This window comes from Dictyobacter sp. Z7_2, assembly GCF_057551105.1.
The window spans coordinates 3,288,704-3,312,410 of record NZ_BAAJPE010000001.1; the positions used below are offsets into that span (position 1 = coordinate 3,288,704).

At 49.4% G+C, this 23,707-nt stretch carries 19 protein-coding genes; 9 read left to right on the top strand and 10 right to left on the bottom strand.

Annotated elements, in window-relative coordinates; translation table 11 throughout:
• Positions 1-85: 85 nt before the first annotated feature.
• Positions 86-1,330: a citrate synthase gene (locus tag AC27N8_RS13015; RefSeq protein WP_487067642.1), complete on the bottom strand. Its 1,245-nt coding sequence runs from the start codon at positions 1,328-1,330 to the stop codon at positions 86-88.
• Positions 1,331-1,527: 197 nt separating this feature from the next.
• Here AC27N8_RS13015 and AC27N8_RS13020 point away from each other — a divergent pair, with 197 nt between their 5' ends.
• A complete protein-coding gene (locus tag AC27N8_RS13020) occupies positions 1,528-2,874 on the top strand; it encodes an MFS transporter (protein ID WP_487067644.1) in 1,347 nt (448 codons plus the stop codon).
• Positions 2,875-2,901: 27 nt separating this feature from the next.
• Positions 2,902-3,480, top strand: coding sequence for a cysteine hydrolase family protein (locus tag AC27N8_RS13025; RefSeq protein WP_487067646.1), 579 nt, complete (start codon positions 2,902-2,904; stop codon positions 3,478-3,480).
• 104 nt (positions 3,481-3,584) lie between these two features.
• Here AC27N8_RS13025 and AC27N8_RS13030 read toward each other — a convergent pair whose 3' ends face one another.
• Both AC27N8_RS13030 and AC27N8_RS13035 read right to left on the bottom strand, forming a co-directional pair.
• Complete coding sequence (locus AC27N8_RS13030) at positions 3,585-4,136, bottom strand: carboxymuconolactone decarboxylase family protein (protein ID WP_487067648.1); 552 nt, start codon at positions 4,134-4,136, stop codon at positions 3,585-3,587.
• Between the two features lie 11 nt (positions 4,137-4,147).
• On the bottom strand, positions 4,148-4,771 hold the full coding sequence (locus AC27N8_RS13035) for a hypothetical protein (RefSeq protein ID WP_487067650.1): 624 nt from the start codon (positions 4,769-4,771) through the stop codon (positions 4,148-4,150).
• A gap of 189 nt (positions 4,772-4,960) precedes the next feature.
• Between AC27N8_RS13035 and AC27N8_RS13040 the strand changes: the two genes are divergently transcribed.
• The 4 genes from AC27N8_RS13040 (at position 4,961) to AC27N8_RS13055 (ending at position 8,118) form a co-directional block, all read left to right on the top strand.
• Positions 4,961-5,416: a MerR family transcriptional regulator gene (locus tag AC27N8_RS13040; protein ID WP_487067652.1), complete on the top strand. Its 456-nt coding sequence runs from the start codon at positions 4,961-4,963 to the stop codon at positions 5,414-5,416.
• Positions 5,417-5,438: 22 nt separating this feature from the next.
• Positions 5,439-6,254, top strand: coding sequence for an SDR family oxidoreductase (locus AC27N8_RS13045; protein WP_487067655.1), 816 nt, complete (start codon positions 5,439-5,441; stop codon positions 6,252-6,254).
• Positions 6,255-6,378: 124 nt separating this feature from the next.
• On the top strand, positions 6,379-6,939 hold the full coding sequence (locus AC27N8_RS13050; protein WP_487067657.1) for a protein-tyrosine phosphatase family protein: 561 nt from the start codon (positions 6,379-6,381) through the stop codon (positions 6,937-6,939).
• Positions 6,940-7,533: 594 nt separating this feature from the next.
• The gene (locus AC27N8_RS13055) at positions 7,534-8,118 is read left to right on the top strand and encodes a hypothetical protein (RefSeq protein ID WP_487067659.1); all 585 of its coding nucleotides are present in this window, start codon (positions 7,534-7,536) and stop codon (positions 8,116-8,118) included.
• Between the two features lie 47 nt (positions 8,119-8,165).
• Here AC27N8_RS13055 and AC27N8_RS13060 read toward each other — a convergent pair whose 3' ends face one another.
• From AC27N8_RS13060 to AC27N8_RS13075, 4 genes are all read right to left on the bottom strand, one after another.
• Positions 8,166-9,257 (bottom strand): amidohydrolase family protein, encoded by a 1,092-nt coding sequence (locus AC27N8_RS13060; RefSeq protein WP_487067661.1) that lies wholly within the window; start codon positions 9,255-9,257, stop codon positions 8,166-8,168.
• A gap of 186 nt (positions 9,258-9,443) precedes the next feature.
• On the bottom strand, positions 9,444-11,348 hold the full coding sequence (locus tag AC27N8_RS13065; protein ID WP_487067663.1) for an alpha/beta fold hydrolase: 1,905 nt from the start codon (positions 11,346-11,348) through the stop codon (positions 9,444-9,446).
• Positions 11,349-11,572: 224 nt separating this feature from the next.
• The gene (locus AC27N8_RS13070) at positions 11,573-14,845 is read right to left on the bottom strand and encodes a winged helix-turn-helix domain-containing protein (RefSeq protein ID WP_487067665.1); all 3,273 of its coding nucleotides are present in this window, start codon (positions 14,843-14,845) and stop codon (positions 11,573-11,575) included.
• A 266-nt stretch (positions 14,846-15,111) separates the two neighbouring features.
• Positions 15,112-16,455, bottom strand: coding sequence for an MFS transporter (locus tag AC27N8_RS13075; RefSeq protein WP_487067667.1), 1,344 nt, complete (start codon positions 16,453-16,455; stop codon positions 15,112-15,114).
• A 524-nt stretch (positions 16,456-16,979) separates the two neighbouring features.
• On the opposite strand from AC27N8_RS13075, the gene AC27N8_RS13080 reads away from it, so the two are divergent.
• From AC27N8_RS13080 to AC27N8_RS13090, 3 genes are all read left to right on the top strand, one after another.
• Positions 16,980-17,450 carry a DUF1772 domain-containing protein gene (locus tag AC27N8_RS13080; RefSeq protein ID WP_487067669.1) on the top strand — a complete coding sequence of 157 codons (471 nt, stop codon included), beginning with the start codon at positions 16,980-16,982 and terminating at the stop codon, positions 17,448-17,450.
• Positions 17,451-17,462: 12 nt separating this feature from the next.
• Positions 17,463-17,891 carry a nuclear transport factor 2 family protein gene (locus AC27N8_RS13085; RefSeq protein ID WP_487067671.1) on the top strand — a complete coding sequence of 143 codons (429 nt, stop codon included), beginning with the start codon at positions 17,463-17,465 and terminating at the stop codon, positions 17,889-17,891.
• 272 nt (positions 17,892-18,163) lie between these two features.
• Complete coding sequence (locus AC27N8_RS13090; protein ID WP_487067673.1) at positions 18,164-20,746, top strand: family 43 glycosylhydrolase; 2,583 nt, start codon at positions 18,164-18,166, stop codon at positions 20,744-20,746.
• An 87-nt stretch (positions 20,747-20,833) separates the two neighbouring features.
• Here the strand turns inward: AC27N8_RS13090 and AC27N8_RS13095 are convergent, their stop codons facing one another.
• The 3 genes from AC27N8_RS13095 to AC27N8_RS13105 all read right to left on the bottom strand — a co-directional run bounded on the left by AC27N8_RS13095 (position 20,834) and on the right by AC27N8_RS13105 (position 23,551).
• The gene (locus AC27N8_RS13095) at positions 20,834-21,676 is read right to left on the bottom strand and encodes an alpha/beta fold hydrolase (protein ID WP_487067674.1); all 843 of its coding nucleotides are present in this window, start codon (positions 21,674-21,676) and stop codon (positions 20,834-20,836) included.
• Positions 21,677-21,797: 121 nt separating this feature from the next.
• A complete protein-coding gene (locus tag AC27N8_RS13100) occupies positions 21,798-22,880 on the bottom strand; it encodes a sensor histidine kinase (RefSeq protein WP_487067675.1) in 1,083 nt (360 codons plus the stop codon).
• Positions 22,877-23,551 (bottom strand): response regulator transcription factor, encoded by a 675-nt coding sequence (locus tag AC27N8_RS13105; RefSeq protein ID WP_487067677.1) that lies wholly within the window; start codon positions 23,549-23,551, stop codon positions 22,877-22,879. The genes AC27N8_RS13100 and AC27N8_RS13105 overlap by 4 nt, the downstream gene beginning before the upstream one ends.
• Positions 23,552-23,707 lie beyond the last annotated feature (156 nt).

The window sequence follows — 23,707 nt, forward strand, 5'->3', positions numbered from 1 at the left end:
TTAAAATATTCTAAGGAGATTATACTTGACCATGACACCAATTATCAAATGAAGGAAGGAAGGGAAAAACTACTCCGTGAGTGCTTTATGGTTGTATCCCCGTATAACGAGCGCGTGGCCGAATCTTTTGCTGACTCTGGGCTTGTTCTAGAGCATGTCCGATCCATCCTATGCAGCGGGCCAGTGCGAAGAGGGCCAGCGTCTGTTCATCGGTGAGATTTAAGACCAGTGCCAGTGCCACGTAGGCTAGATTGATGCTTGGATGAGTACCTTGCAACTGCTCAGCCTCAACAACCATTGCCTCGATCAGTCTGATGCTGGGAGCTGCAGGGTAATGTTCTTTTAAGAGTTTTAGGAGCATAACAGGTCGTGAGTCTCCATCAGGGAAAAGTTGGCTGGGTCCGAAGCCGGGAATCTCTTTCCCTTGCTTCAGGCGTTCGATGAATAGCGGCTTGACTTGTTGAGGCTGATCGATACTATGTACAAAACTGAGTACCTCTCCTAATCTTTCCATGCTTCGTCGGCCGAGAAATGCGGCGAGTGCTCCCTGGATGATACTGTACATGGTGGCGCCTGTCGATGCAATACAGCGAGCAGTAAAAGCTGCGATGCTTAATTCGTTATCGGCATTGAGAATCAGGGCCGCGTTAAAGATCTTTACCGCCTGCGGATCATGTGGGACCCATGCCTGCTGAAGTGTCTCAGATAGGCTGGCGTGAGGAGCCTCAACACCGGTCAGGAAACAGGTAAAAAGCCAGAGCAGACGGGCACCTGTCGCGAGTGCAGCCTCCTGACTCGACTGATAGGCACGTAGATCCTCGCCGGCCAGCAGCGGTAGAATAGCCTGGAACTGCTCACTGAGTGACAAGTTGGTGAGGCGCGGCTTTTCGCGGAACGTCGCCAGTTTTTTGAGTAACGCTGGCTGAGGCTTTTCCGCTGTAAAAAAATGTTCAATCTGGCTGGCGTGCTCGCTCTCTGCAATGCCCCAAAGTAATGCCGCAACTTGTTCGGCCTGCCAGGATGTGGCTAACTTTACAGCTTCCTGTCCGCGATAATAGACATGATCATCTCTTATCAGAGTCAATTCGGAGTCGAGGATAGTATCACTCCAGGCGATCGCGTTGCCAACTACTTTTTCGGGATGCTGACGTATCTCTTTGCGCTCTTTCAAGCGTTGGATATCTTCTGTCAGATAGGCTCGCACGCGCCGCGAACCGCTGACCGCCTCCGAACGGATCGTTCCTCGGCTGACGTACGCATACAAGGTTGTCAGGCTAATATTCAATTCGGCTGCTGCATCGTGTGCACTCATATAGCGTCCACTACTCATGTGCTAATCCCCTTTTGTATATATATTGTTTTCAATATCATACAACATGTTGATATTATTATCAACATGTTGACAATATATGTATTTTGGAATATTCTCATAGAGAAGAAGATAGACTTGAACGCAAGGCCTTGCGGGAACGAGCTTGATTAATAGTCCCAAACTAGTCGCTATGATAGCCTTTGGAGTGGATTCTCATGGAACCAATTGATGCAAGTAGTCAGGAACAAGTGACATCTGACGTTGCCCTTGTGCCGAAGCAGGAAGTAGGCAATACGCAAGGCAGGAGCTTGCTCCGCACGTTTAGTGCTTTAAAGCACCGTAATTATCGGTTGTTCTTTTTGGGTCAGATGGTGTCTCAGATCGGGACGTGGATGCAGACAACTGCTCAGGCATGGCTGGTCCTGGAACTGACTCACAGCGCATTGCTGCTTGGGCTGGTAGGTGTACTGCAATTCTTGCCTGTGATGCTGTTTTCGCTCTTTGGTGGCGTACTGGCTGATCGGATGCCTAAACGCACTCTGCTGCTGGTGACACAGTCTGTGGCACTGGCTCAGGCGGCCATCATGTGGATTCTGGTAGTGACAGGAACAGTACAAATCTGGCATGTCATGCTCCTGGCTGCGCTGTTGGGTGTAACTCAGGCACTGGATACACCTACGCGGCAGGCATTTGTGAATGAGATGGTAGGACGCGAAGATCTGCCGAATGCAATCGCGCTTAACTCGTCACTTGTCAATCTGGCTCGTGTACTGGGGCCAGGTCTTGGTGGTGTGCTGATTGCCTGGCTTGGGGTGGCGCCACTTTTTTTGCTGAATACCATCAGTTTTATCGCGGTTATCGTTGGTCTGGTCATGATTGATCAACATACGTTGCATGCTTTGCCCGGCAAACCAGCCGATGAGCGCAAAATCAGTACCTTCCAGAGTTTGCGCGAGGGGCTATTCTATGTCTGGCACATGCCAACTGTCCTTCTGGTTATCATAGTGATTGGTGTCATCGCGTTGTTCGGGGTCAATTTCAATGTAACGCTCCCTCTCTTTGCTACCGATGTCTTTCATGTGGGGCCGGTGGGTTATGGGTTTATCTCAGCCGCTTACGGACTGGGGGCTCTGTTTTCAGCGCTGTGGGTGGCCTGGGGGAACCGCAAACCAAGCATTCGTACCCTCTTGATCGCAGCGTTCGTATTCAGCATGTTTGAGATCGCATTTGCGCTCTCTCGTTTCTATATTCTCTCATTCCCTTTGCTCGCAGGTGTGGGATTCGCGCAGATCGTGATGACTGCTACCGCTAATACCACTGTTCAAATGGTCACCCCTGGTCATCTGCGTGGCAGGGTGATCAGTGTCTATCTGCTGGTGTATGCAGGGGGTATGCCGCTGGGGAATCTCCTCATGGGTAGCGTGACATCTCTCTTCGGTGTACAAGTTGCGTTCTTAATTGGGAGTATCCCATGTCTGGTGGCTGCGGTTGTTGGTTGGATTATGCGCAGGTCGGCAGAGCAAAGCCTCGTAGCGTCGGTGGCAGCCAGGAATATCGAGTAGTTGGTGTTTTAGAAAAGGAAAATTATAATGTCTGATATACAATCAAAAACCGCTCTCTTAGTGATGGATGTTCAGGCGGGAATTGTCTCACGTGTTGCACATCTGGGCGACATTCTCACGCCGATAAAGGCGGCTATCACTGCGGCCCGGGCGGCAACAATCCCGGTGATTTATGTGAATGTGGCCTTTCGTCCAGGTTCTCCTGAGATAAGCCCGATGAATAAATCGTTCTCGGTCTATAAGCAGCAAGGCCCACAGTCATCAGCTCTGATGACTGGAACTGAGATTCATCCGGATATTGCTCCGCAAGCCAGTGATGTCGTTGTTACGAAGCGCCGTGTCAGTGCGTTTACCGGCAGTGATTTAGAAGTGGTGCTGAGATCACAAGGTATCTCGCATCTGGTGCTGTGTGGGATCTCAACCAGTGGCGTGGTCTTATCAACCTTGCGGGAAGCTGCCGATAAGGATTATCAACTGACGGTATTAGCCGATTGCTGTGTTGATGCAGATGAAGAAGTGCAGCGTGTTTTGCTGTCCAAAGTCTTTCCTCGCCAGGCTGAAGTAGTCGAGTCTTCAATCTGGAAAACGGAACTGGAAAAGCTATAAAAGAGACGTGGTTTGAGTTCTATAAGGACTCATCGAATAATAGCGATCTGATTCATCTCATGTAGATGAGTCAGATCGCTATTGGGAACTATAGAATCTGTTCTCTATGGAAGAAGTTCGGCCTCTTCTCCCGCAGGGAGGTCGATTTCAAAGACGTTCAGGGTCATAGAAATAAGTGTGTAGTATCCAAGCAAGCCAACGAGTTCAACGACGGCCTGTTCGCCCAACGTTTCGGTCGCTTTATGATAAAGTTCATCAGGAATAGCGTGGTTCTGATGCAGCGTCAGCACAAAATCATAGATGATCTGCTCGTCGGGAGACGTGAAATGTGGAAGGCGTCGGCCTGCAATATCCTGGATAATTATAGGGTCGATTCCTACCTTCAATGCCTCTTTTTTGTGCACAAACCACTCATATTGAGCAGTCCAGCAGCGGGCAAGGACAAGAATAGCCAGTTCCGAAAGTCGAGGTGGCAATGACGTTTCATAGCGCACAAACTCTCCTAGAATCTGCGCTCGACTGGCCAGTTCTGGACTGGCTAACCAGGTTAACAGTGGCGGAGAAACATGCTTGCGTGTTCCGCTTGCGATATCGTTGTAAACATGGCGCTGTTTTTCATTCAAGGAAGAAAAGGTGGGCAGTGTGATTCTGGTCATTGAGAGACTCCTTATATCTTTTCGCCACGCGTCCAATAAACGGTATAAATATTGAGCAGAGTCAGGCTAAGATGAGCTTCATCAATTGAGCCCATTACAAACATGGATTCGCTGACCATCTCACGAAACTCGGCCAGGCAGAGAATGTCATCTCCCTGCGGACGCGTCGCTTTGAAGATGCGTATCTGGATAAGGCCAGGAGGCTTTTCAAAGATGTCACGTAGTTTTTCTACAACGATGTTGTCCTGTATGCTGGCTGACAGCCTGAAGCGTGCCAGAATAAGTCGCAATGCTGGTTGCTCCGGACCCAGTAAGGCGGTGCCTGGATAGACTTGTTCCGCCACGCAACGATAGTAGCCAAACACTTTCGTAAGGATGCGTTGCGTCCAGGGGGTCGAGTGCGTGCCCGAGATCGCTTGATACGTCGGGCTTTCAGCCACTGCCACTGTCGTAAGATCATAGAGAGCAAGGTAACGCGGCCATCCAGAAAGGCAGACGAATCTTTGCGCTGTCTCGATTCCTGGAATAGTCAGACGTTGAGGAATATGCTCAGTATCATACCAGGCTTGAAACTCTTCTTCAATCCCGGCTGGCGGCTCCATAGTGACCAGGAGCAAGCCTTTTCTCTCTGTCATACCATTTCCTCGTTGATATCGAAAAATATGGCTCTTATGCAGTGGTCGTAATTTTCTTCAATTATCATTTTAACCGGTCGTGATGATAGCATCCTCTATCCCTGCTATTATACATTGTATTATAGATGGTTTCATCTGTGATAGATGTACGGTTGACTTAGAGCGCTCTAAGTTGTTTATACTGGGAGTATGCTACAAGATATTACTGCTACCCTAAAAGTGACGCTGACCATTAAGCAAATGGCTGCACGGAGCGGCATGAGCGAGTATACGCTACGCTATTATGAGAAGGTTGGGTTGATAAAGTCGATCCCCCGCGATGAGAGTAGTGGCCATCGACGTTATGATCTCGAAACTGTACAGACGGTGGAGACTCTTTCGTGTCTGCGTGCGAGTGGCCTTTCCCTCGATGAAATGCGATTGTACCTACGGTTACGCGAACGTGGGGATGAAGCGGCGGCTGAGCAGAAAGCACTGTTTCTGACACAAGCTGAGAGCGTAGATAATGAAATCCGTAGACTCAAAATTCGGCAACGATATCTGAGCGGCAAGGTTGCGTACTGGGATGCGCGTATGAATGGCGATGTGAAATTGGCGGAACAAATTGCTGCTGAGAATCAAGAGATCGCCAAAGATCTGAAATGATTTATGATATAAGGAGTATTTTATGAAGATATGGTTTATTACTGGCACGTCGAAGGGATTTGGACGCATCTGGGCCGAGGCCGCTCTGGAGCGTGGTGATAAGGTGGCTGCGACCGCGCGTAATTTGGCCAGTTTGGAAGAGCTCAACAAAAAGTATGGGGACAATGTATTGACATTGGCTCTAGATGTCACTAATAAAGCCGCAGTATCCAAAGCGGTGAGAGAGGCTCATGACCATTTTGGTCGGCTCGATGTGGTGATAAATAATGCTGGATATGGGCAGTTCGGCGCGATGGAAGAGATCAGTGAGCAAGAGGCTCGTGATCAATTGGAGACGAACTTGTTGGGGGCGCTGTGGGTGACGCAGGCCGCATTACCATATCTACGTGCGCAAGAGAGCGGACATATCATCCAGGTCTCAAGTATCGGTGGGGTCAATGCCTTTCCTAACATTGGCATGTATCATGCAAGTAAATGGGGGCTTGAAGGTTTCAGCCAAGCGTTGAACCAGGAAGTACAGCCGCTGGGTATAAAAGTGACACTCGTCGAGCCGATCGGCTATACTACTGACTGGGCTGGACCTTCGGCAAAGTTCGCCAAAGAACTATCGGCGTATGAGCATGTACGTGAGGCTAATCGGGCTCGCCGTGGCTTGAGTGTGCGTGGCAATCCAGAGGCGACCGGGCCGGTTATGTTGAAATTAGTCGATATGGAGCAGCCTCCGCTACGCTTGTTCTTTGGTAAGGGCGCTCATGATGCTATCCATGCTGAATATGGCAAGCGCCTGGCTGAGTGGGATAAGTTTAAAGATCTTAGCGAAGAAGCTCATGGCGAATAACTGACAGTTGTTATGGAGATGTGTCACGACGTTATGGATATAAGTCCGCTTGAAGTCGTGGCACAATAAGAGAAGCATTCAAACTAATTTGCTAACTTGCTGAGAGAAAGGAGCGCCTTTTTAGATGAATAGGGTCTTCACGAAAATCGTGGAGTGGATGAGTAATCCTGCGCGTGGCTTCACCGCCGCTTATGAACTGGAGAGTTACGTTTTTGGAGCGCGTCGTCCCGGTTTTCCTTTCTCCCGTGTTCCCCCCACACTGGTACAGCGCTGGATTGCCTTTATGCAAGCACAGGGCATCACACGCGTGCTATGTTTATTACCTCCCCGTCAATTGTCTTCCTATGACGATTTACTTGGAGCCTATCGCCAGATGTTTGGTCTACACAATGTGCTTTGGGCTCCCATTGATGATTTCCATCTGGCAGAAGAGGTCCAACTCATTGATCAGATATTGCCATTTTTAGCTGAGGCAGAACGGCACCAGAAGAAAATAGTTGTTCACTGTGCTAGTGGGATTGGTCGCACCGGTCATGTGCTCGCGGCCTGGCTCGTAAGTTATCGAGGGATGTCGAATGAGGAAGCGATTATGGCCGTAGAAAAGCAGGGCAGAAATGCACGTGAGTCAGGAGACAAAAGCTTAGATGTCCTCCTCGATCGATGTAGAGATGCTTTTTCTTCATGATTGTTTTCCTCCAATCCTCCTCTGGATAATAATGATGATGTCTATGAAGTGATGATCATCTACTACCTTGCAACTTTAATGGTCGATGGCGGTGAATAATCCAGGATTTAGTCGAGCCCATAAAAATGAACGCGTTTACTTCCCTTGACAGAGAGTTTTCTGTGCGGTATACTCATAAAAATGAACATGTTCATTTTTATGAGTATACCGTCTCTTATCACTCCCCTGGATCGTAGGTTGTACCGCTTTTCATGCCGCATTGGACGCTAGAATAGTATCATACGTTGGATTTGAGTTGCTTAGAAGCATATTGTAAGACTTGCTACTTAAATCACCTCGTAATGGTTGACTGGAGATGCTGGCAGCAAAAGTGCTTTGAAAAACTTGAATAGCAGAACTATGCAGTTTTGTGGGAGGATTCATTTTATGGTCATACCTCGGTCAGTCCATGCTCATGTTTGCGAGCGCTTCATTTTTAACTTCCGGTTGAGACCTGGGGATCTTGCATCTATATTGCCCGTTTCTTACCTACGTTCGCAGGTCTTTTCGGGCTGGAGTGTGGTGTCATTTTGTCTTTTAAAGATGGATCATGTCATGCTTTCATCGCTACCTACCTTGCTCAACTTTAAAACCGTCTCTTGTGCTTATCGCTGTGGGGTGATAGATACTTCTGGCGTAGAACCTGTTCCATCTGTGTATATTCCTGGTAGGTATACTGATCTTGCTCTGATCTCTTATCTGGGACCATGGGTTTTATCAGACGCTCTTCCCAGGATTTATTCTTCTCTTACTCAAAAAGGCGTTGTTAGACATATTAATATCGATCATGTAGATCACCTGCGTTTGTTCTCTGCCGAAGTCCAGCCTGCTACAAACTCGAGCGAGTTAGGTTCGCACATTTTTGACTCTATGGATGCATTCGCACACTTTATGGCAGCAGGCGTGTCGAGCTATACGCCTGCGCGTGACAAGAATGCATTAGCCAGAGTTGATCTCTACAAAAAAGGTACGGCTCGCTATGAAGCACTTGATGCAAAGATCGTCTATAACTCTCTGGACACCATCTGGCACGGTATTCAGCTAACCTTTGACAGTGCCGTTCTGGCGACCGGAGGACATTATAAGTGGACATACTGTGGTCTTTTTGAAAAGAACTCCAACAATATATATCAATCTTAGAGACAGCAATTTGTGAGCAAGAAGCTAAAAAGCAGTTTGAATAAATCTCATTGGACTTTCACGCCACCAGCCCAAACACCACGAATTGCTCGTGTGGTAGTAATATCCTGCGTTGGATCACCTTCTATGAGAAGAAGGTCGGCTCGACGACCAGTCTCAATGACACCTCGGTCTGTGAAGCCGAAGAAGTTAGCCGGTACAACCGTTGCAGAGCGTAGAGCTTCAACGGGCGTCAGTCCAGCCTCTACAAGTAAACGTAGTTCATCATGGAGTGATGTCCCGTGTGGAATCTGCGCAGGTGAGCCTGGTGCCATATTCGCGTCAGTACCGGCCAGGATTGTGACTCCAGCGCGGTGAAGTGCTGATACGGTGGCTTGAGCATGTACATATTCTCTGGCAGCTCCATGTGTTGGCTGGCGGCCAGCTATACTGGCCACTGCATGCATCATAGTTAATGTCGGCACTGATACGATGCCTTGCGTCGCGAGTGATTCTGATAGATTCACATCAGCGTCAGCGTCCAGAGGCGCATGCGTAATGATATCTACTCCTGCGGCTGCGGCGTTTATGAGTGCGGTTAAGGTAGATATGTGAGCGATAACTTTCAAATGAACCCTATGGGCGGCCTCTACAAGTGCGGCGATGGTTGGGACGTCGAGCGCAGCAGGACCCATAGCGCGAGGATCTTCAACGATTACTTTTATATAATCGGCACCTTCCGAAACGCGATCGGCAACAAAGCGATCCGCATCCGTGGGGCCTGTCACAGCACTGGTAGGAGGAAAACCCATTCTGGTTGTCTGTATGCCTCCTGGAGCACTGGCCGGATTTCCTGAGCCTCGGATATCGGCTAAACCTTTGTGACGACGAAGCGCGTCGGTCAATGCCATCACGGGTGTGCCCATATCAAGCATAGTTGTACAGCCCCATTTTGTCCCTTGCTCCAGGTCAGCGATGCTTATAAGATGAACATGAGAATCGATGAAACCAGGCAGAAGGGTTCCGTGCTGACCGTCAATAGTTTTAGCTGCTGTCGTGGCAGCAGAGATGATCCCATTATCAATAACTACCGTGCGTTCATCGGTCAAGGCTGTGCCGTCAAACACTTTGACATGCGTGATTGCGATTGCTTCAGACATATATACCATTCCTTCTAAACATTGAAAACATCCTGGGCCTGGGTTGAGCATAGCCGTATCCAGGCAGAACAGTCTTCTCATTGAGTGATTGACTTTTATTCAATATTAAGATGTTAGCATGTGATTGAATAAAAGTCAATCACATGCTAAGGAGTATAGTCTGATCCTTAAATGAGCCAGTGCCAGTTAAGCGATGGGAATGGTATCTATGAATTCCTGTATGCTGCCGAGTAGGCGCTCAGGTTGCTCGGCCTGAGGGAAGTGGCCAGCCTCTGGGATGACCGTGAAGCGAGCGTTGGGTAATGCCTGAGCGTAGACACGTCCATAGTCAATGTCTAAGATGGGATCGTTCTCGCCCCAAATGACGAGTGCCGGAATGTTCACGTGAGCTAGCCGACGACGCAACTCCGGATCGTGCATGCCCTGCTTCTGAGTATATACTGCGAGAGCCTGGAAATTCACTGCTCTCGCTGAATTCTGCTCAGGAGTCTGGGCGCCAGAAGCTACTGGCCGGTTAGCGCCTGCTGGAGGTGTGGTGATGTTATGTCCATCAACCTGGATGCCACCGGCGTTCACAAGAATCAGGCCGCTCTGACGTGATGTCTGTTGTACTGCCAACTCGGCCGCGATCCAGCCGCCAAATGAGTGTCCAATCACAATGACATCGTGTAAGTCGAGTCGTTCGAGGAGGTCGGCGTAGGCGAGTGCAAGATCGTTGACGTTGTTAAACCATTCAGGACGTGGCTCGCCCGCGAATCCAGGATGGGTCGGTGTGAACACGTGTGCATGTGCTGCGAGCGCCGCTGTCAGGCTAGCGACGCTTTGTGGGCCGCCAGCGCCATGCAGGACAAGTATGGGGCGACCACTGCCTTGCTCGTCGACACGTAGTGTCAGGCCGCTGGCGAAGGACTCTTCTCGGGTTGTAGCAGGAAAAGAAGAGAATGTCTGCATATTGCGAAAGAATGCGGGGACACGGATGGCGGAGTCAGACGAGAAGGCCATTGACAGGCCATGGTTCGCACCTTCATTGGCAGTGAGTGCACGTGGGAACATGATGTTTTCGTAGCGGCGTTGAGCCTCCTCAAACGTGCTGCATTCACTGATTGCGTTCGCCAGATCTACGGCATCGAGCATGGCCAGATTTACTCCCTCGCCGGAGAAGGGCGACATGAGATGAGCCGCATCACCGATCAGCGTGACACCAGCCCGAAAATCCCATTTATGTCCAATGGGAAGCATATATAACGGTCTGCTCACGAGATGGTCATTGCATTCCTTGATCAAGGCAAGCAGGCTCTGGTCCCAACCAGGGAACTGGTCAAGAATCCAGCGGCGTGCCCTTTCGGGCTGGCTGGCATCAAAGCCTGAGTCGCTAACCCATGTTTCTGGGACGCGCATGCCGGCATAAACACGAATATGACCTCCTCCGTTGCGCTGAGCTATCAAGCCCTTATTATCCGCCAGAGCAAACATACTTCCGTGTCCGACCAGTCGAGACAGTGCTGGATGTTTCTGATCCACATCATCCAGCTTAACTTCAATGAAGGTCACTCCGGTATAAAAAGGAGTGGCACTCGACAGTAGGGGACGGACACGAGACCAGGCTCCATCCGCGCCGACTACCAGATCAAAGGTCTCGGTCCGACCTTGCTCAAACATCAGCTCATAAGCACCGTCATCAGTCTGGCGGATGGAGCGGAGTGGACTTCCCCAGCGTACTACTCCGGGTGCTAGTGAGTCCAGCAGCATGGCACGCAAGGCTGTACGGTCAACTTCAGGACGTTCTCCAGGTTCCTCATCCTGTTTATTTTCAAAGACTACCTGTCCATCTTTACTTAAGAAGCGAGACTCCTGGTCTTCGTAACGTGCAATGGCTTGAAATTGTTTATCAAGCCCGGCCAGGTGTACTGCCAGAAGCCCCGACTCCTGATGTAAGTCCAATGTTCCTCCCTGTGGCCTTTCATCAGGATGGCTTTCCCGTTCAAAGACTGTCGTGGCAATATTGTGTGTCTGAAGCAGGCGGGCGAGTGTCAGTCCCCCAGGGCCAGCGCCAATAATAGCTATGCGAGGGATTTTGTGTGTTGTCGTCATGAGAATTTCCTCTCTCTTTTATTTCTATTGTTTTTCTTGATCTGGCATAAGTATAGGGAGAGAGTGGGTGACAAAACCTCCTCCTCCCGGGTAGTTGTCGCAGGTGGTTTTTGAGGTGATTAGGTGATTAAAATCAGGTCTGTAACGTACCTACAGAGCTTTTCCAGATAGAACACATCATCACTTAAAGATGGGGAGACGTGCGGAGAGGTGAGGAGGAAGAGTCAGGAGAGCTTCAGACGACGGGCAGCTTCGCGCGCCTCCAGGCGATTATTTACTTGCAGCTTACGATAGAGGTTTTTGACGTGGTCTTTGATGGTATTGACTGAGACAACTAACTCGCTGGCTATCTGCGGATTGGTTTGTCCCGCTATCAGGAGTCGTAATACCCGTTGCTCCTGCTTTGAGAGCGGCTCGATGAGCAGCACTTTGGATGCGGTTTGAGTGTCGATCGTCGATCCAGCTACATGAAAGGCACGTAAAATATGCTGCGCATAGGTGCGAAGTCCCTTTTCCGGGAGTGTTGGGAGTAGCGAGCGGAGCAGCATGGCCAATGGCTCTCCCTCATCGAGGAAGAGGCGCAGATAGCTTTCGCTTTGCGTCTGTGCCAGTATCTGCTGGAGCAGGTGTCTGGCTTCATCCCCTTGCTTACATGCAGCGTGGGCTAGCGCCATTTGCATCTGAACTTCCAGTACCTCGTGTGCGCGTTGCTTGGCGCTTACGCTGATGCGCAATGATTCAAGCTGCGAGAGGGCAATCTGAGCTTCTCCCTGTGCCAACATAAGGCGGGCTTGCAAAAGTTGCCAACGCTCATGGTAACGTGTGGAGAAGTCCTGTTTGTAGCGGCTCAGTGCCAGCAGGCTGCGCTGTGCCGCAGGCAGATCGCCATGTATAAGGTATAATCGCGTTTGCCAGCTTTGCACCTCGAAAAAGAATGGTAAAATACCAGGTGATTGGATTAATTCCATGTGTGCTAGCAGAGTGGTCAACAATTGTTGGGTCCTTTTCGTTTCTCCTCGGAGATGATGTGCCAGCGCAGGATAAAGTTGGGCCATTTCGCGCCACTCCATGCTCATCGGCCGCGTGTTTATCTCCTCTATCGCGCGCGCGTGCTGCTCTAGTGTGGCCAGATCATTCCGTTCATACGCGATGCTCATCAATTCATGTAATGTATAGGTAATATCGGCCCAATCTTGTGTTGCTCTGGCATCAGCGAGCACCTGTTGGATATATTCGGTCGCTTGAGAAAGTTCTCCCTGAGATTTGAGGATCGAGGCGAGCATCATGGTCATAGCACGTGTGAAGTTACTCTTGCCTGAAAGATTTCCCAGTGCTGCTTGAATTATCTGGCGAGCCTCGTCTAGATCTCCTTCATCGATGATTTCCAGGCCGACGATGGCCAGACAGATGCTGTGCCATTTCATGATCTCTGCCCGCTTCTGCTTGCCAGTGTTCTCTGGTAGATCTATGGTTGCGATGGGTAGCGCGTCGAGCGCCTGATGTGCATATGTGCTGGCTTGCCTGACCTCTCCTCGTATCCAGTAGATCATCGCACGGAGAGCAAAGACCTCTCCCAGTCTGGCACGATTTCCCCTGGCTTGCCAGCCATCTTCGGCCATCTGAAGTCGCTCGTAAATATGCCCCGTTTGGGGAGGAATAACCTCGTTCTCTGCAAGTGTTCTGAGAAGCGCCTGGGCTTCGTAAAAGGATAGTTCGGGATGTTGCGTCAGCACCGTTTCTGGCATCTGTCCTAACCAATGCAGGAGCGTATGCATCTCGTAGAAGCTCGTCGCCTCGCTGATGCTTTTAATCAGGAAGGCTGCTCGTTCGAAATCGTGGGCGCTCAGGGCCGCTTCGACCGCTTCCGAGAACATACCATGTTGCTCATACCAGTGGCTCGCCGACTGTGCCAGGGCACGTAACTGCTCTTCTCCCAGGCGGACCAGGGCTTCTCTGTGCATCGCTTCGGCAAAAAGGGCGTGATAGCGGTACCATTGCTTTGCCTGTCCGGCTCCTTCCAACGCTTCAAGAAAGAGCCCGGCTTTTTCTACTACGACAAGGAGCTCAGTACAATCCTGGCGGCCTGTCACAATGTCGCAGAGCGAGCCGGTGAGGCGGCTGAGGATACTGGTTTGGAGCAGGAAGTGTTGTATTGGTTGTGGTTGGGCATTGAGCACTTCTGTAATAAAATACTCAACGATGACGCGTTGAGGATGAGAGGTGGGATGCCCGTTGAGGCTGCCTGAGTTGTGCATCAGCAGGGCTAGATGCTGTTCCAGATGACTTTGTTCTATCTGTCGCGGTAACGTGAGCAAGAGCAAGCGGAGACCGGCAGCCCAGCCCTCCATGCCTCTGGCGACATGCTCGATCGTTTCATTTGAGAGTGTTGCAGGCGATGCTGACGCTATAGTCTGGTGCAGAAAGGTGGCCGTTTCCTCAGGCGAGAAACGCAAATGAGCGGTGTGGATATCGTATAAATCGCCTCTGGCTCGCCAACGTAGGAGCGGCAATGGTGGTTCGCTCCGTGTCAGCATAATAACGTGGAGCGATGCGGGCAGGTGATCAAGAAAAAAGGTCAGCATGTCATGGATGCGTGGCTCCGTAATGACATGATAGTCGTCGAGAATCAATAATCCATGGCTGACATGCTGGGTGATGTCGTTGAGCAAGAAGGTCAGTATCATTTCCTGCGATGGCAGCTCAAAAGGTGGCTGAAGCGCGGAGAATAGTAGTTCCAGAGCGCTGCGTCCAAGATTGTCATAAAAGCTCTGGCAGGCTGCAATGATATAGTGCCAGAAACGTGTAGGATCGTTATCCCCTTCATCCAGTGCCACCCAGGTGGTGGGGGGATGGATGGATTTAGAGGGATGTGGTGTACGCTCGGCTAACCACTGGCTGACTGCCGTCGTTTTGCCAAAGCCTGCGGGCGTTGATAGCAGTGTGAGTTTGTACTGTATGCCCGCATCAAGCTGGGCTGAGACGTTGGGACGTGCAACCAGCGTCGCTGGAAGATGTGGTGGATGCAATTTTGAAACCAGGAGCGGCATTATCTGCATTATGGGTGGCTTGTTTGTATGCTCTTTTTTCCAGGCTGGGAGCAGCGGCGAGTGTCTGACCTCAGATGTGTTGTCCATTATCTGCGTGTGAAGCTCTGTCGCTGAAGGCGGGGAAAGATGCTCGTTCGTCAGGCGGGTGGCGATTTCTTCCAGGCGGGCGATCGAGAGCTCTGTGGTCTTGCCAATATAGCGCTTGATCGTCTTGCCTTGATGTGAACGGTAGCTGTACCAGTAGATCCCGCCCCGTGGTAGTTTCTCCTGACGGGCTGTGTAGTGTGTTCCAGAGCGGCTGATAAACGCGAAGGAGTTGATATGATTTAGCCAGTCTAACCATGCAGGATTTGTTGGTTGCGGAATCTCGACATCGGGTATGCCCCCTATCATTTCATAGCTCTGCCGCTCCTGCGACCATCTCAACATATAGGTCGTGCGCTTGGGCATATGCCTCCCTTAGCTTGAGAAAATACATGGTTAATTACCTGATATCTTTATCCATGGCGTAGTATACCATATGCATATTTGTTGGGTAATATAAATGGGAAGGTATCTCGAATTTTGATACCATTGGAAAAATCTGAAAGGGTTCTTGCGCCAGGAGAATATATGCGTAGCATGCTATGGGGATTCTTTAGCCGTATCATGCGCAGATGGCAATAAAAGACTATCTGCGCATGATACGGCTACCTGTGTTTGTATGATGTTCTTTTTCAGGCTTCCGAGACTACAGGGATAGCTATTGGTGTATCGACATCGGCGGCAGCTTCCTTATTTGAATATTCACGCAGGCCCAGTAGGGCTAATAGTGAGATAATGCACATCCCGACCATGTAGATCGCTATCGGTACAAATGATTTGTAGGTGGCAAAGAGTGCTACTGCGATGATTGGCGCGGGACCACCGGCGGTAATAGAGGCGAGTTGATAGCCGAGTGAGGCACCGGTATAACGCAGTTTCGTGCCAAAATGTTCGGAGATCAACGAAGCCTCTATCCCGTAAAGCCAGGCATGACCAATACCTATTGAGATGGCAATGCTGACAATCACGAGGAGTGGTATTTTTGTGTTGAGCATAAGGAAATATGGCACGACAAATATTGCCATGAAGATGACACCGCCCATAAACAGCCGTTTCCGTCCGATGCGGTCGGAGAGGGAGCTGAAGCTTGGTATCACGATAAAGGCGACAACTGCACCGGCAATAATACCCGTGTAGAGTACAGATGTTCCTATCCCTAATCCTTTCCCATAGGTCAGGATGTAAGATGAAAAGATATAGAAAGGGGCTTGCTCTCCAGATCTCAACAGGGCGGCGAGTACAATTTCTCGCCAGTGGTACTTGAATACCTCGGTCAACGGCGAGCGCGAGATGTGATTCTCCGCTTTGATTTTTGCAAAATGAGGGGTCTCTAAGATGCGCACGCGAATGTAGAGGCCCATGAGGATGAGGATGGCGCTGAAAAAGAAAGGAATGCGCCAACCAATTGTCAGGAAGGAGTCTCCAGGAAAAATAGCCTGACAAATAATGATGGCAATTGAGGCTAACGCCAGACCTACCGGTACTCCTGTCTGTGGCCAACTGGACCAGAAGCCACGTCGTTTTGAATCTCCATATTCCATTGAGAGGAGCACTGATCCACCCCATTCTCCACCCACTCCGGCGCCCTGTAGGAAGCGTAGTAGGGAGATCAATATCGGAGCCGCCACACCTATTTGTGCGTACCCAGGAATGCAGCCCATCAGGAAGGTGGCGATACCCATTAACAAGAGCGTGGCTATGAGCGTGGATTTTCTTCCAACGCGGTCGCCAAACCAACCAAAAAAAGCTCCTCCAAGTGGTCGAGCGGCAAATCCCACGAAATTGGTAGTAAATGCAAGCATCGTGCCCGCAACAGGATTAAAAGTGGGAAAGAAGAGTTTAGCAAAGATCGATGCTGAGAGCAGGTTAAATAAAAAGAAATCGTACCATTCAATTGACGTGCCAACAGTACTTGCAAAAAGAACAGGAAGCATCTTTTGGGGTCCTGCGTCGTGTTCTACCGAGGAAACTGCCATAGTTGAAGTCCTCTCACTAGAAAACACCCATCTTCAGGTATGATCATCATGTCATACTCTGTGCATCAAAGCAAAACAGACAGGTTATTTGTGGGGTTAAGTATAACATACATTCAGTAATGTTTGTATGCTTGAATGCCGGGATTTTATCTAGACAGGGGACATCGGGGCTAAGCATGTGTTACTATGGTTCTACTTTATATCGTCCATGGAAGGAAGTTTCGTTATAATGAAAAGCGCCTTAATTCCTTGAAACCCTTCTTAAGTCCCTCCTTTCCCCTCCTCTGGATGCATCACAGACTTGCCCGATGACAGCTATACTTTCCACATCAGAAGTCGTTCGATTATTCGCTACTAAGGATGCCACGCATCTTCTGTATGAAAGATGCAATGATTTTCTTTATCACTGCCAATAATCTATCCGATTGTCATCACACGTGCTGCTTTGGTTGTGTGTCTGATTGCGTACATATTGTTGAGATTATAGAGAAAATATACCCTGTCTAATAATTAGAGGAGGCGTTATGGATCTTGCTATCGTTTTAAGCTTTGTTAATGTGTTCTTCACTGGCCTCTTGGCTGGTATTGAGTTCGTAATTCACTATGGTTTGCATGGGCCTACAGAGGTTCTGGATGAGCGATCGCAGCTCAAACTGCGTCAAGCATTGGTAATGCGACTGCGTGTGATGGTACCAGCTTTTTTTGTGCCGGCAGCCTTGACTGCGATTGCTGTAACAGTTCTTGAGGGTGCTGCCCCCGGCTTGTGGTTTCGCTGCGTGGGCGTGCTCGCCATACTCATCTGGATCTTGATCAGGATCGTCGGCACAGTCCCTATCAACAGCGATACGGTTGCCTGGCAACTTAATGCACCACCTGAGGATTGGAAGGATCGTGTCAACCATGCAGAGCGCTTTCATATAGTTGGAGTATGGGCGATCGTTATCGCATTTGCAGTCTTCCTGACTGCAATGGCTTTGAATTTAGTAGCTCATTAGAGGTAATTTCTTATGGATACATCTTTACATGATCTTGTTACGCGCACATTTGCCACGGTTGAGGCCAAGGACCTGGACGCGATGATGAGTCTCTTTGCCGACGATGCAGTCGTCATCGATCCCCACTTTCCAATGGCGCAGTTGCAAGGTAAAGCAGCTATCACAGCAGGTTTTCGGGAGGCAATGAATGGGATGCAGGCTTTTGGCTATACAATCGTGCACTATTTCGAGTCCGAGAACGGGCAGAGTGCGGCAGTCGAGACGGCAACACACCATGTCGTGAAACGAGGGATGAAGCTAAACTTTCCTCAGGTCTTCATCTTCGATGTGGCCGACGGGCGTATCACGAGGATGCAGGCATATGAGCCGTATGGGCCGCATGGGATTATGGGCGTGTTTTTGTTCTTTGGTCGTCTCATAAGAAGATTTTCAAGCAAATAACCTTACAGATATTGCGCCCTTGACAAAGAGAAAGGCTACTCTCTATACTTAGGATGAGTTGAAACGTTTTAATTCCCTGTTTTTCGCCTTGAGCGTTTCCGGCGTGGGAAGAGAACGGTTCAAATAAGTGAGGTCTATCTTCACGGTGATCCAACATTCAGAACGTTTTCGTCCAGATGACTACGACGCTGAGATGTTTCAGCTTCTTTTAATGAGAAGTAAGGGAAACAATCTGTAGTCATTTTTTGCAAGATGCAAGAGGAATGAACAAGATGAATGAGCGTTTTCTTTGTCGGGCGATGAGTGCCCTGGATATGACGTTGAGGATCGTACTGCTCCTGCTCCTCTTTTTCTCTCTCTCGCTGGCGGCTTCTTTGATATACTCAACTCCTGCACATGCCGCTGGCGTTACCTCTACCATTGTCAATTTCGATGCGGCGGGAAATCAAGTCACACGCTATGACACGCAGGGCAATGCTGTCGATGCGCACGACGGAATGATTGCACTGTTTGGCTCAACGTATTATCTCTATGGAACCAGCTATGATTGTGGGTATGTCTGGCAGACGAACAGCACCTTCTGTGGTTTCAAAGTCTATTCGTCGCCGGATCTTGTCCACTGGACGGACCAGGGATATGTGGTGACTCCCTATACGTGCGCGTATTGTTTCCGTCCCCATGTGCTCTACGATTCCTCTACGGGAAAGTATGTTCTTTGGACGAATGATGCGGGCGCTCCAGAGGACTTTCGTGTCTACACCAGTTCAACTCCCACAGGTCTGTTTACACAACAGAGTACTCCCACATTAGCGGTGCCGTGTGGCTGGGATTTTACTCTGTTTCAAGATCCGATTACAGGGAGTGCCTATATCGTCCACACGAGCAATTGCCAGGGAACTTACGAGAATCTTGTTGTGGAGCAATTGACGGCAGATGATTTGACCTCCAATGGAAAGTTCGTCGATGTTCCTATAACGGATATAGAGGCCCCGGCGATGTTTGAGCGTAATGGAATCTATTACATTATGATGTCTGATCCCGAGTGTGGGTACTGTACCGGCACCGGAACGGGCTATATGACTGCCTCGTCTCCCCTGGGACCCTGGACGGGAAGTACAACACCTTCCCCCTCCTGGCAGGTGCAAAATGGTGCCCTGGATGTGACTGGTGGAGGAACCGGGATTGCGAATGTCGGCTCGTCATGGACTAACTATACGTACTCTGTCGATGCGGTCCCACAAGAAACTGGCAAAGAAGGGACTGCCATGTATGCGCAGGCAGGTATGCTTTTCCGTAACAGTAATGGCTTCAATGGCTATGCCTTCTTGTTATCGAATTATCCCTACACTTCTGCGAATGCTGGAGGCTATGTAGCGTTCCTCAAAGATGGAAATCTCATTTCGAGTGCCGCACTTCCGTTTGCCGTTGTCGCCGGGCAGACGTATCATGTGGCGATTACTGCGAATGGTAGTACCTTCACGATCAGCGTGAATAATATGCTGGTCGATACCGTTACCGACTCTACCTACACCAATGGGACCATCGGTTTTCGCGAATATGATAGTGCTGATGAGTCTGCTATCTTTGACAATGTGAAAGTTACTGCGACGGATAATACGGTCTTATTCACAGACAAATTTTCTACTTCTAGCCTCTCGCAGTGGCTTCCACCATCTGCTCCAGCGAAGTCGTTCATTGTGAATACAAACTCCTGTGGGGGCCAACCTTCGTTTGTGACGCCTATTTCACAGGCCGATGGGAGCACCATCTATCTGTACGCGAGCGATTTGTGGAATGGAGCGCATAATGAGGCGCTGGCAAATTACTTCTGGGCACCGCTCGGCTTTAATAGCGATGGAAGTATTCAGGCACTCACATGTAGCCCATCTGTGCCGCTACATTTGAGTGTCGGTCAGACTGGGAGTCAACAGCCAATCCCAGGGCTTGATCAATCTGATGGCGTTGCCAACTTCCGTACCTATTGCGATATCACCGGTGGGACCGAGCGCCTGCAAACGTTTACACCGTCCAGTTCAAAAATGCTCAAGAGTGTCGCCATTACGACGTTCCAGAATAACTTGCCCAATGCAGCCCTCAATGTTGATCTTGTGCGTGTTAATGCTCAGGGTCAACCTACGGGGACCTTGAGCGCGAATATTGTTCCAATCAGTAATATTGGCTGGTCTGCACGCAATGTCATTGTTTATCCCAATATTGCTGTCGTCGCAGGTCAGCAGTATGGTATCTTGCTGCATTCGGCGACGACACAGGGGTGCTATGGCATGGCCTACAATGATAGTGGTCTCTATACGGCAGGTGAAGAACTTTACAGTACCAATAGCGGAAGCAGTTTTACGGCAGAGAGTAATCGCGCTTTAAAGTTCTTTACAACCCTTAATTATGCTGGAGGGGCGACTCTTTCTGCGAGTAGTTCCTTTGAGGGAAGTGGCTGGGGCCTGGCACACGTTAATGATGGACAACAGGGCTCAACCTCTTTGTCTATGGGTTGGAGCAGCAACAATAATGTGACGAATAATCATACCGAATGGGTTGAGCTGGACCTTGGAGGTGCTATTCCGCTGAATGAAGTCGATCTCTATCCCCGAGGCGATACGACAAATGTTGGGCGCGGCTTTCCCATTGACTTTACGATCGAAACCTCGATGGATAATGTGAACTGGACGAACGTCGTCACCAGGACAAGTTATCCGCTTCCAACTACCGCAACGGCACAGCCATTTACCTTTACAACGCAAATGGCCCGCTATGTCATGGTGAAGGGCACAGTGCTTAGCACAATCACGAATGAGTCCAACGCTTACCGCATGCAGTTTGCAGAGATCGAGGTGTATTAGCGCTGTCCCATGACGTTTTTATCCGGAGAGAAGACCTGCTGATCTGGCTTCCTGACAGATCAGCAGGCGCAAGCTTTCTGTACAGCGTTATACAGGAGATGTTGCGCCAAGCACTTCATGCAATCTTTGAGAGAATGCTCGCGGATTGGTCACATAGCCAACGTGGCGACCCGGAAATTCTATGATGGATGTGCCAAGTGTTTCAGCAACCGTTACGGCACTCCAATATCCTGCGCCCTCGTGGTAGTCTCCGGTGGCAATCATAATTCTGGCCTGAGTTGAGGCATGCTTGAGTGCAGCAAAATCGAGTTGATAACGATCGTACATAGCGACTTCGTGCTCAAAAAGGAACGTGATATTTTTGATTGATTGCTCCCTCGTTTTAAGAGTCCATTCCGGTCGTTGAAGATTCGTTTCATGACCATCTGTGCTCAGTTCGGGCTGTGCCATCAATTTCTGACCTGCTGCGACTATGCCCTCACGAAAATAGACTTCTCTAACAGCAAGCATTTCTTGAATAGGATCGCCTTTGGGTGACAGGTGCGTTGGTGGCTCATGTGCGATGAGCGTATATATTTGTTCTGGATGACGAGCGACGAGGTCGAGCCCAACGATGGCCCCTCCACTACTGCCAAGAACAAATGCAGGCTCATATTCGCTTCCCAGTTCTGTGAGCAAACGATGAGCGTCGTCGCTGTGGGTCTCGACGCGTTGCTCTTCCTGAGGATCATCAAGGACGCTTTGTGAGAGACCCCGGCGGTTGTAGGTGACGACCGTATACTTATCGATGAGATAAGGAATGATCCCGTCAAAGGCATGAGTATCATTTCCGCCTCCAGGGATGAGAAGCAGGATAGGACCTTCTCCACTCACAATATAGGAGAGAGTTGCTCCAGGTACACGCAGCGTTTTTATTTTTTCGTTAGACATGAAAGCCTCCTTGTTGTGTTGGTAAGCGTTGCGGATGCGCTGATTATTCATAATTATTTGCATTCAGAATACATTGGCACTGTAAACACAATATAAATTGATGAGAAGTTTTCTGTAGTACTCAGGGATGGCAGATAGGAGAACTGATAGGCAACGTGACGATTACAGTTGTTCCATTGCCTATCGTGCTGTCTATGTGAATATTGCCTTGATGCAACTCTACAATTTTCTTGGCGATGGCGAGCCCTAGCCCGCTCCCTTCATGAGCCCGTTCCCGTGCCTGATCCACTTTATAGAAGCGTTCAAAGACACGTGCCTGCTCTTCTTCAGGAATCCCTTTCCCTGTATCTGTGACACTGCACTCGATCTGCTTGCCCTGATATCGTGCCTGCACAGATACTTTTCCACCTTCAGGAGTAAATTTAATGCTATTATGCAAAAGGTTGCTCCACACCTGACTGAGCAAGTCTTCATCCGCCAGAATCTCAATCTCGCTCAAAGCTGCATCCATCTCGATTGCTTTGCTGGTCCATTGTGGCTCACAGGTCAGGATCAATGTTCTGATCTGCTTATCTAAATGATAGGATCTGGGCTTAATCTGTACATGTTCTCCATCCAGCGTAGCCAATCTGAGCATATTATCGGTCAACCTGGAGAGTCGCATGCTTTCCATCTCTATGATACTGAGATAATGATGCCTTTCCTCAGCACTCTGCTGCTCATTATGCAGTGCGCGGGCAAAGCCAAGGATGGACGTGAGCGGCGATTGGATTTCATGCGAGACATTCGAGATGAACTCCTGGCGCATATGCTCCATCTGATTGAGTTCTTTCGCCATCTGATTGACACTCCGGGCTAACTCGCCTGTGAGTGCGTGCGCTTCAACTGTGGGATTGAGCTGAACCTGAAAATCTCCCTGAGCGATGCGTTCCAGTGCCTCAATAATTGCGTCAAAGACGCCTCTTTGTTTTTGTCTTATCTCTACTCTTGAACTGATCCAGATGGGGCCAGCAAGGATTAACAGGATAAAGAGAAACAAACCAAGGAGTGAATTAATCATTTGTGCCAGGAATAAAGGTGGTGTATAGCCAATGGTTTGATACAATAATGCGGTCAGAAAAAAGCAGCCAATCCACAGGCCGCTCAAGAGCAAGAGCGCAGATGTAATCACGGCTGCAATGCGTAGAGCCATCCATCTTTTCATCGATGTACCTCCAGACGATAACCCAATCCGCGAATAGTCCTGATCCTGAAGGTATGGCGATCTTCGGGAAAACGTTCGCGTAGCCGATTAATATGCACATCCAATGTGCGCTCGTTACCACTAAAATCATAACCCCAGATATCTTCGATCAGTTGATCGCGGGAGAATGTCCTACCAGGAGCGCTGGCTAGTTGAAATAGCAACTCAAATTCTTTCAAGGGTAAGGTCAGGCGCTGTCCTTGAACGACAATTTCGAATGTTTTGCGATCTATGAGCAAATCTCCTACCTGAACCCGCTGAGAGGTGGCAATACGGTAGCGCTTCAGTAAAGCTTTGACTCTGGCCACCAATTCAAGTGGTTCGAAGGGCTTGACCAGATAATCGTCGGTTCCCACCTGGAAGCCTTTGAGTTTTTGGCTCGTTTCTCCTCTGGCTGTTAGCATAAGGATAGGGACATCATAGTCCCTTCGCAATTGGCGGCATAGTTCCCATCCGTCCATGCGCGGCATCATAATATCGAGGATGATGAGATCTATCTTGCATTGCTCAAAGCGTGAGAGTGCTGCTATCCCATCGCCAGCTTCTACGATGTCAAAACCCTCTTGCCGCAAAAAGATGCTGGATAGTTCTCGCAGGTGAGGGTCATCGTCTACGATCAAGATGGTGCTCATGGCATGCTTCATTCCATTTCTCATACTAAAATGTCATGGGTAAGTTTTCTCTGCTGAGAAACTAAGAAGAAGGATACTCCATTTTCTTTAACTGAATATAAACAAGCTGTATGTTAAGGTTGTGATCTCATTTATCATGCTCCAGCTTGCATAGAG

Excerpts from the sequence above, each read along its gene's own strand:
- AC27N8_RS13015 (WP_487067642.1), bottom strand. The coding sequence starts at position 1,330 with ATGAGTAGTGGACGCTATATGAGTGCACACGATGCAGCAGCCGAATTG.
- AC27N8_RS13020 (WP_487067644.1), top strand. The coding sequence starts at position 1,528 with ATGGAACCAATTGATGCAAGTAGTCAGGAACAAGTGACATCTGACGTT.
- AC27N8_RS13025 (WP_487067646.1), top strand. The coding sequence starts at position 2,902 with ATGTCTGATATACAATCAAAAACCGCTCTCTTAGTGATGGATGTTCAG.
- AC27N8_RS13030 (WP_487067648.1), bottom strand. The coding sequence starts at position 4,136 with ATGACCAGAATCACACTGCCCACCTTTTCTTCCTTGAATGAAAAACAG.
- AC27N8_RS13035 (WP_487067650.1), bottom strand. The coding sequence starts at position 4,771 with ATGACAGAGAGAAAAGGCTTGCTCCTGGTCACTATGGAGCCGCCAGCC.
- AC27N8_RS13040 (WP_487067652.1), top strand. The coding sequence starts at position 4,961 with ATGCTACAAGATATTACTGCTACCCTAAAAGTGACGCTGACCATTAAG.
- AC27N8_RS13045 (WP_487067655.1), top strand. The coding sequence starts at position 5,439 with ATGAAGATATGGTTTATTACTGGCACGTCGAAGGGATTTGGACGCATC.
- AC27N8_RS13050 (WP_487067657.1), top strand. The coding sequence starts at position 6,379 with ATGAATAGGGTCTTCACGAAAATCGTGGAGTGGATGAGTAATCCTGCG.
- AC27N8_RS13055 (WP_487067659.1), top strand. The coding sequence starts at position 7,534 with ATGCTTTCATCGCTACCTACCTTGCTCAACTTTAAAACCGTCTCTTGT.
- AC27N8_RS13060 (WP_487067661.1), bottom strand. The coding sequence starts at position 9,257 with ATGTCTGAAGCAATCGCAATCACGCATGTCAAAGTGTTTGACGGCACA.
- AC27N8_RS13065 (WP_487067663.1), bottom strand. The coding sequence starts at position 11,348 with ATGACGACAACACACAAAATCCCTCGCATAGCTATTATTGGCGCTGGC.
- AC27N8_RS13070 (WP_487067665.1), bottom strand. The coding sequence starts at position 14,845 with ATGCCCAAGCGCACGACCTATATGTTGAGATGGTCGCAGGAGCGGCAG.
- AC27N8_RS13075 (WP_487067667.1), bottom strand. The coding sequence starts at position 16,455 with ATGGCAGTTTCCTCGGTAGAACACGACGCAGGACCCCAAAAGATGCTT.
- AC27N8_RS13080 (WP_487067669.1), top strand. The coding sequence starts at position 16,980 with ATGGATCTTGCTATCGTTTTAAGCTTTGTTAATGTGTTCTTCACTGGC.
- AC27N8_RS13085 (WP_487067671.1), top strand. The coding sequence starts at position 17,463 with ATGGATACATCTTTACATGATCTTGTTACGCGCACATTTGCCACGGTT.
- AC27N8_RS13090 (WP_487067673.1), top strand. The coding sequence starts at position 18,164 with ATGAATGAGCGTTTTCTTTGTCGGGCGATGAGTGCCCTGGATATGACG.
- AC27N8_RS13095 (WP_487067674.1), bottom strand. The coding sequence starts at position 21,676 with ATGTCTAACGAAAAAATAAAAACGCTGCGTGTACCTGGAGCAACTCTC.
- AC27N8_RS13100 (WP_487067675.1), bottom strand. The coding sequence starts at position 22,880 with ATGAAAAGATGGATGGCTCTACGCATTGCAGCCGTGATTACATCTGCG.
- AC27N8_RS13105 (WP_487067677.1), bottom strand. The coding sequence starts at position 23,551 with ATGAGCACCATCTTGATCGTAGACGATGACCCTCACCTGCGAGAACTA.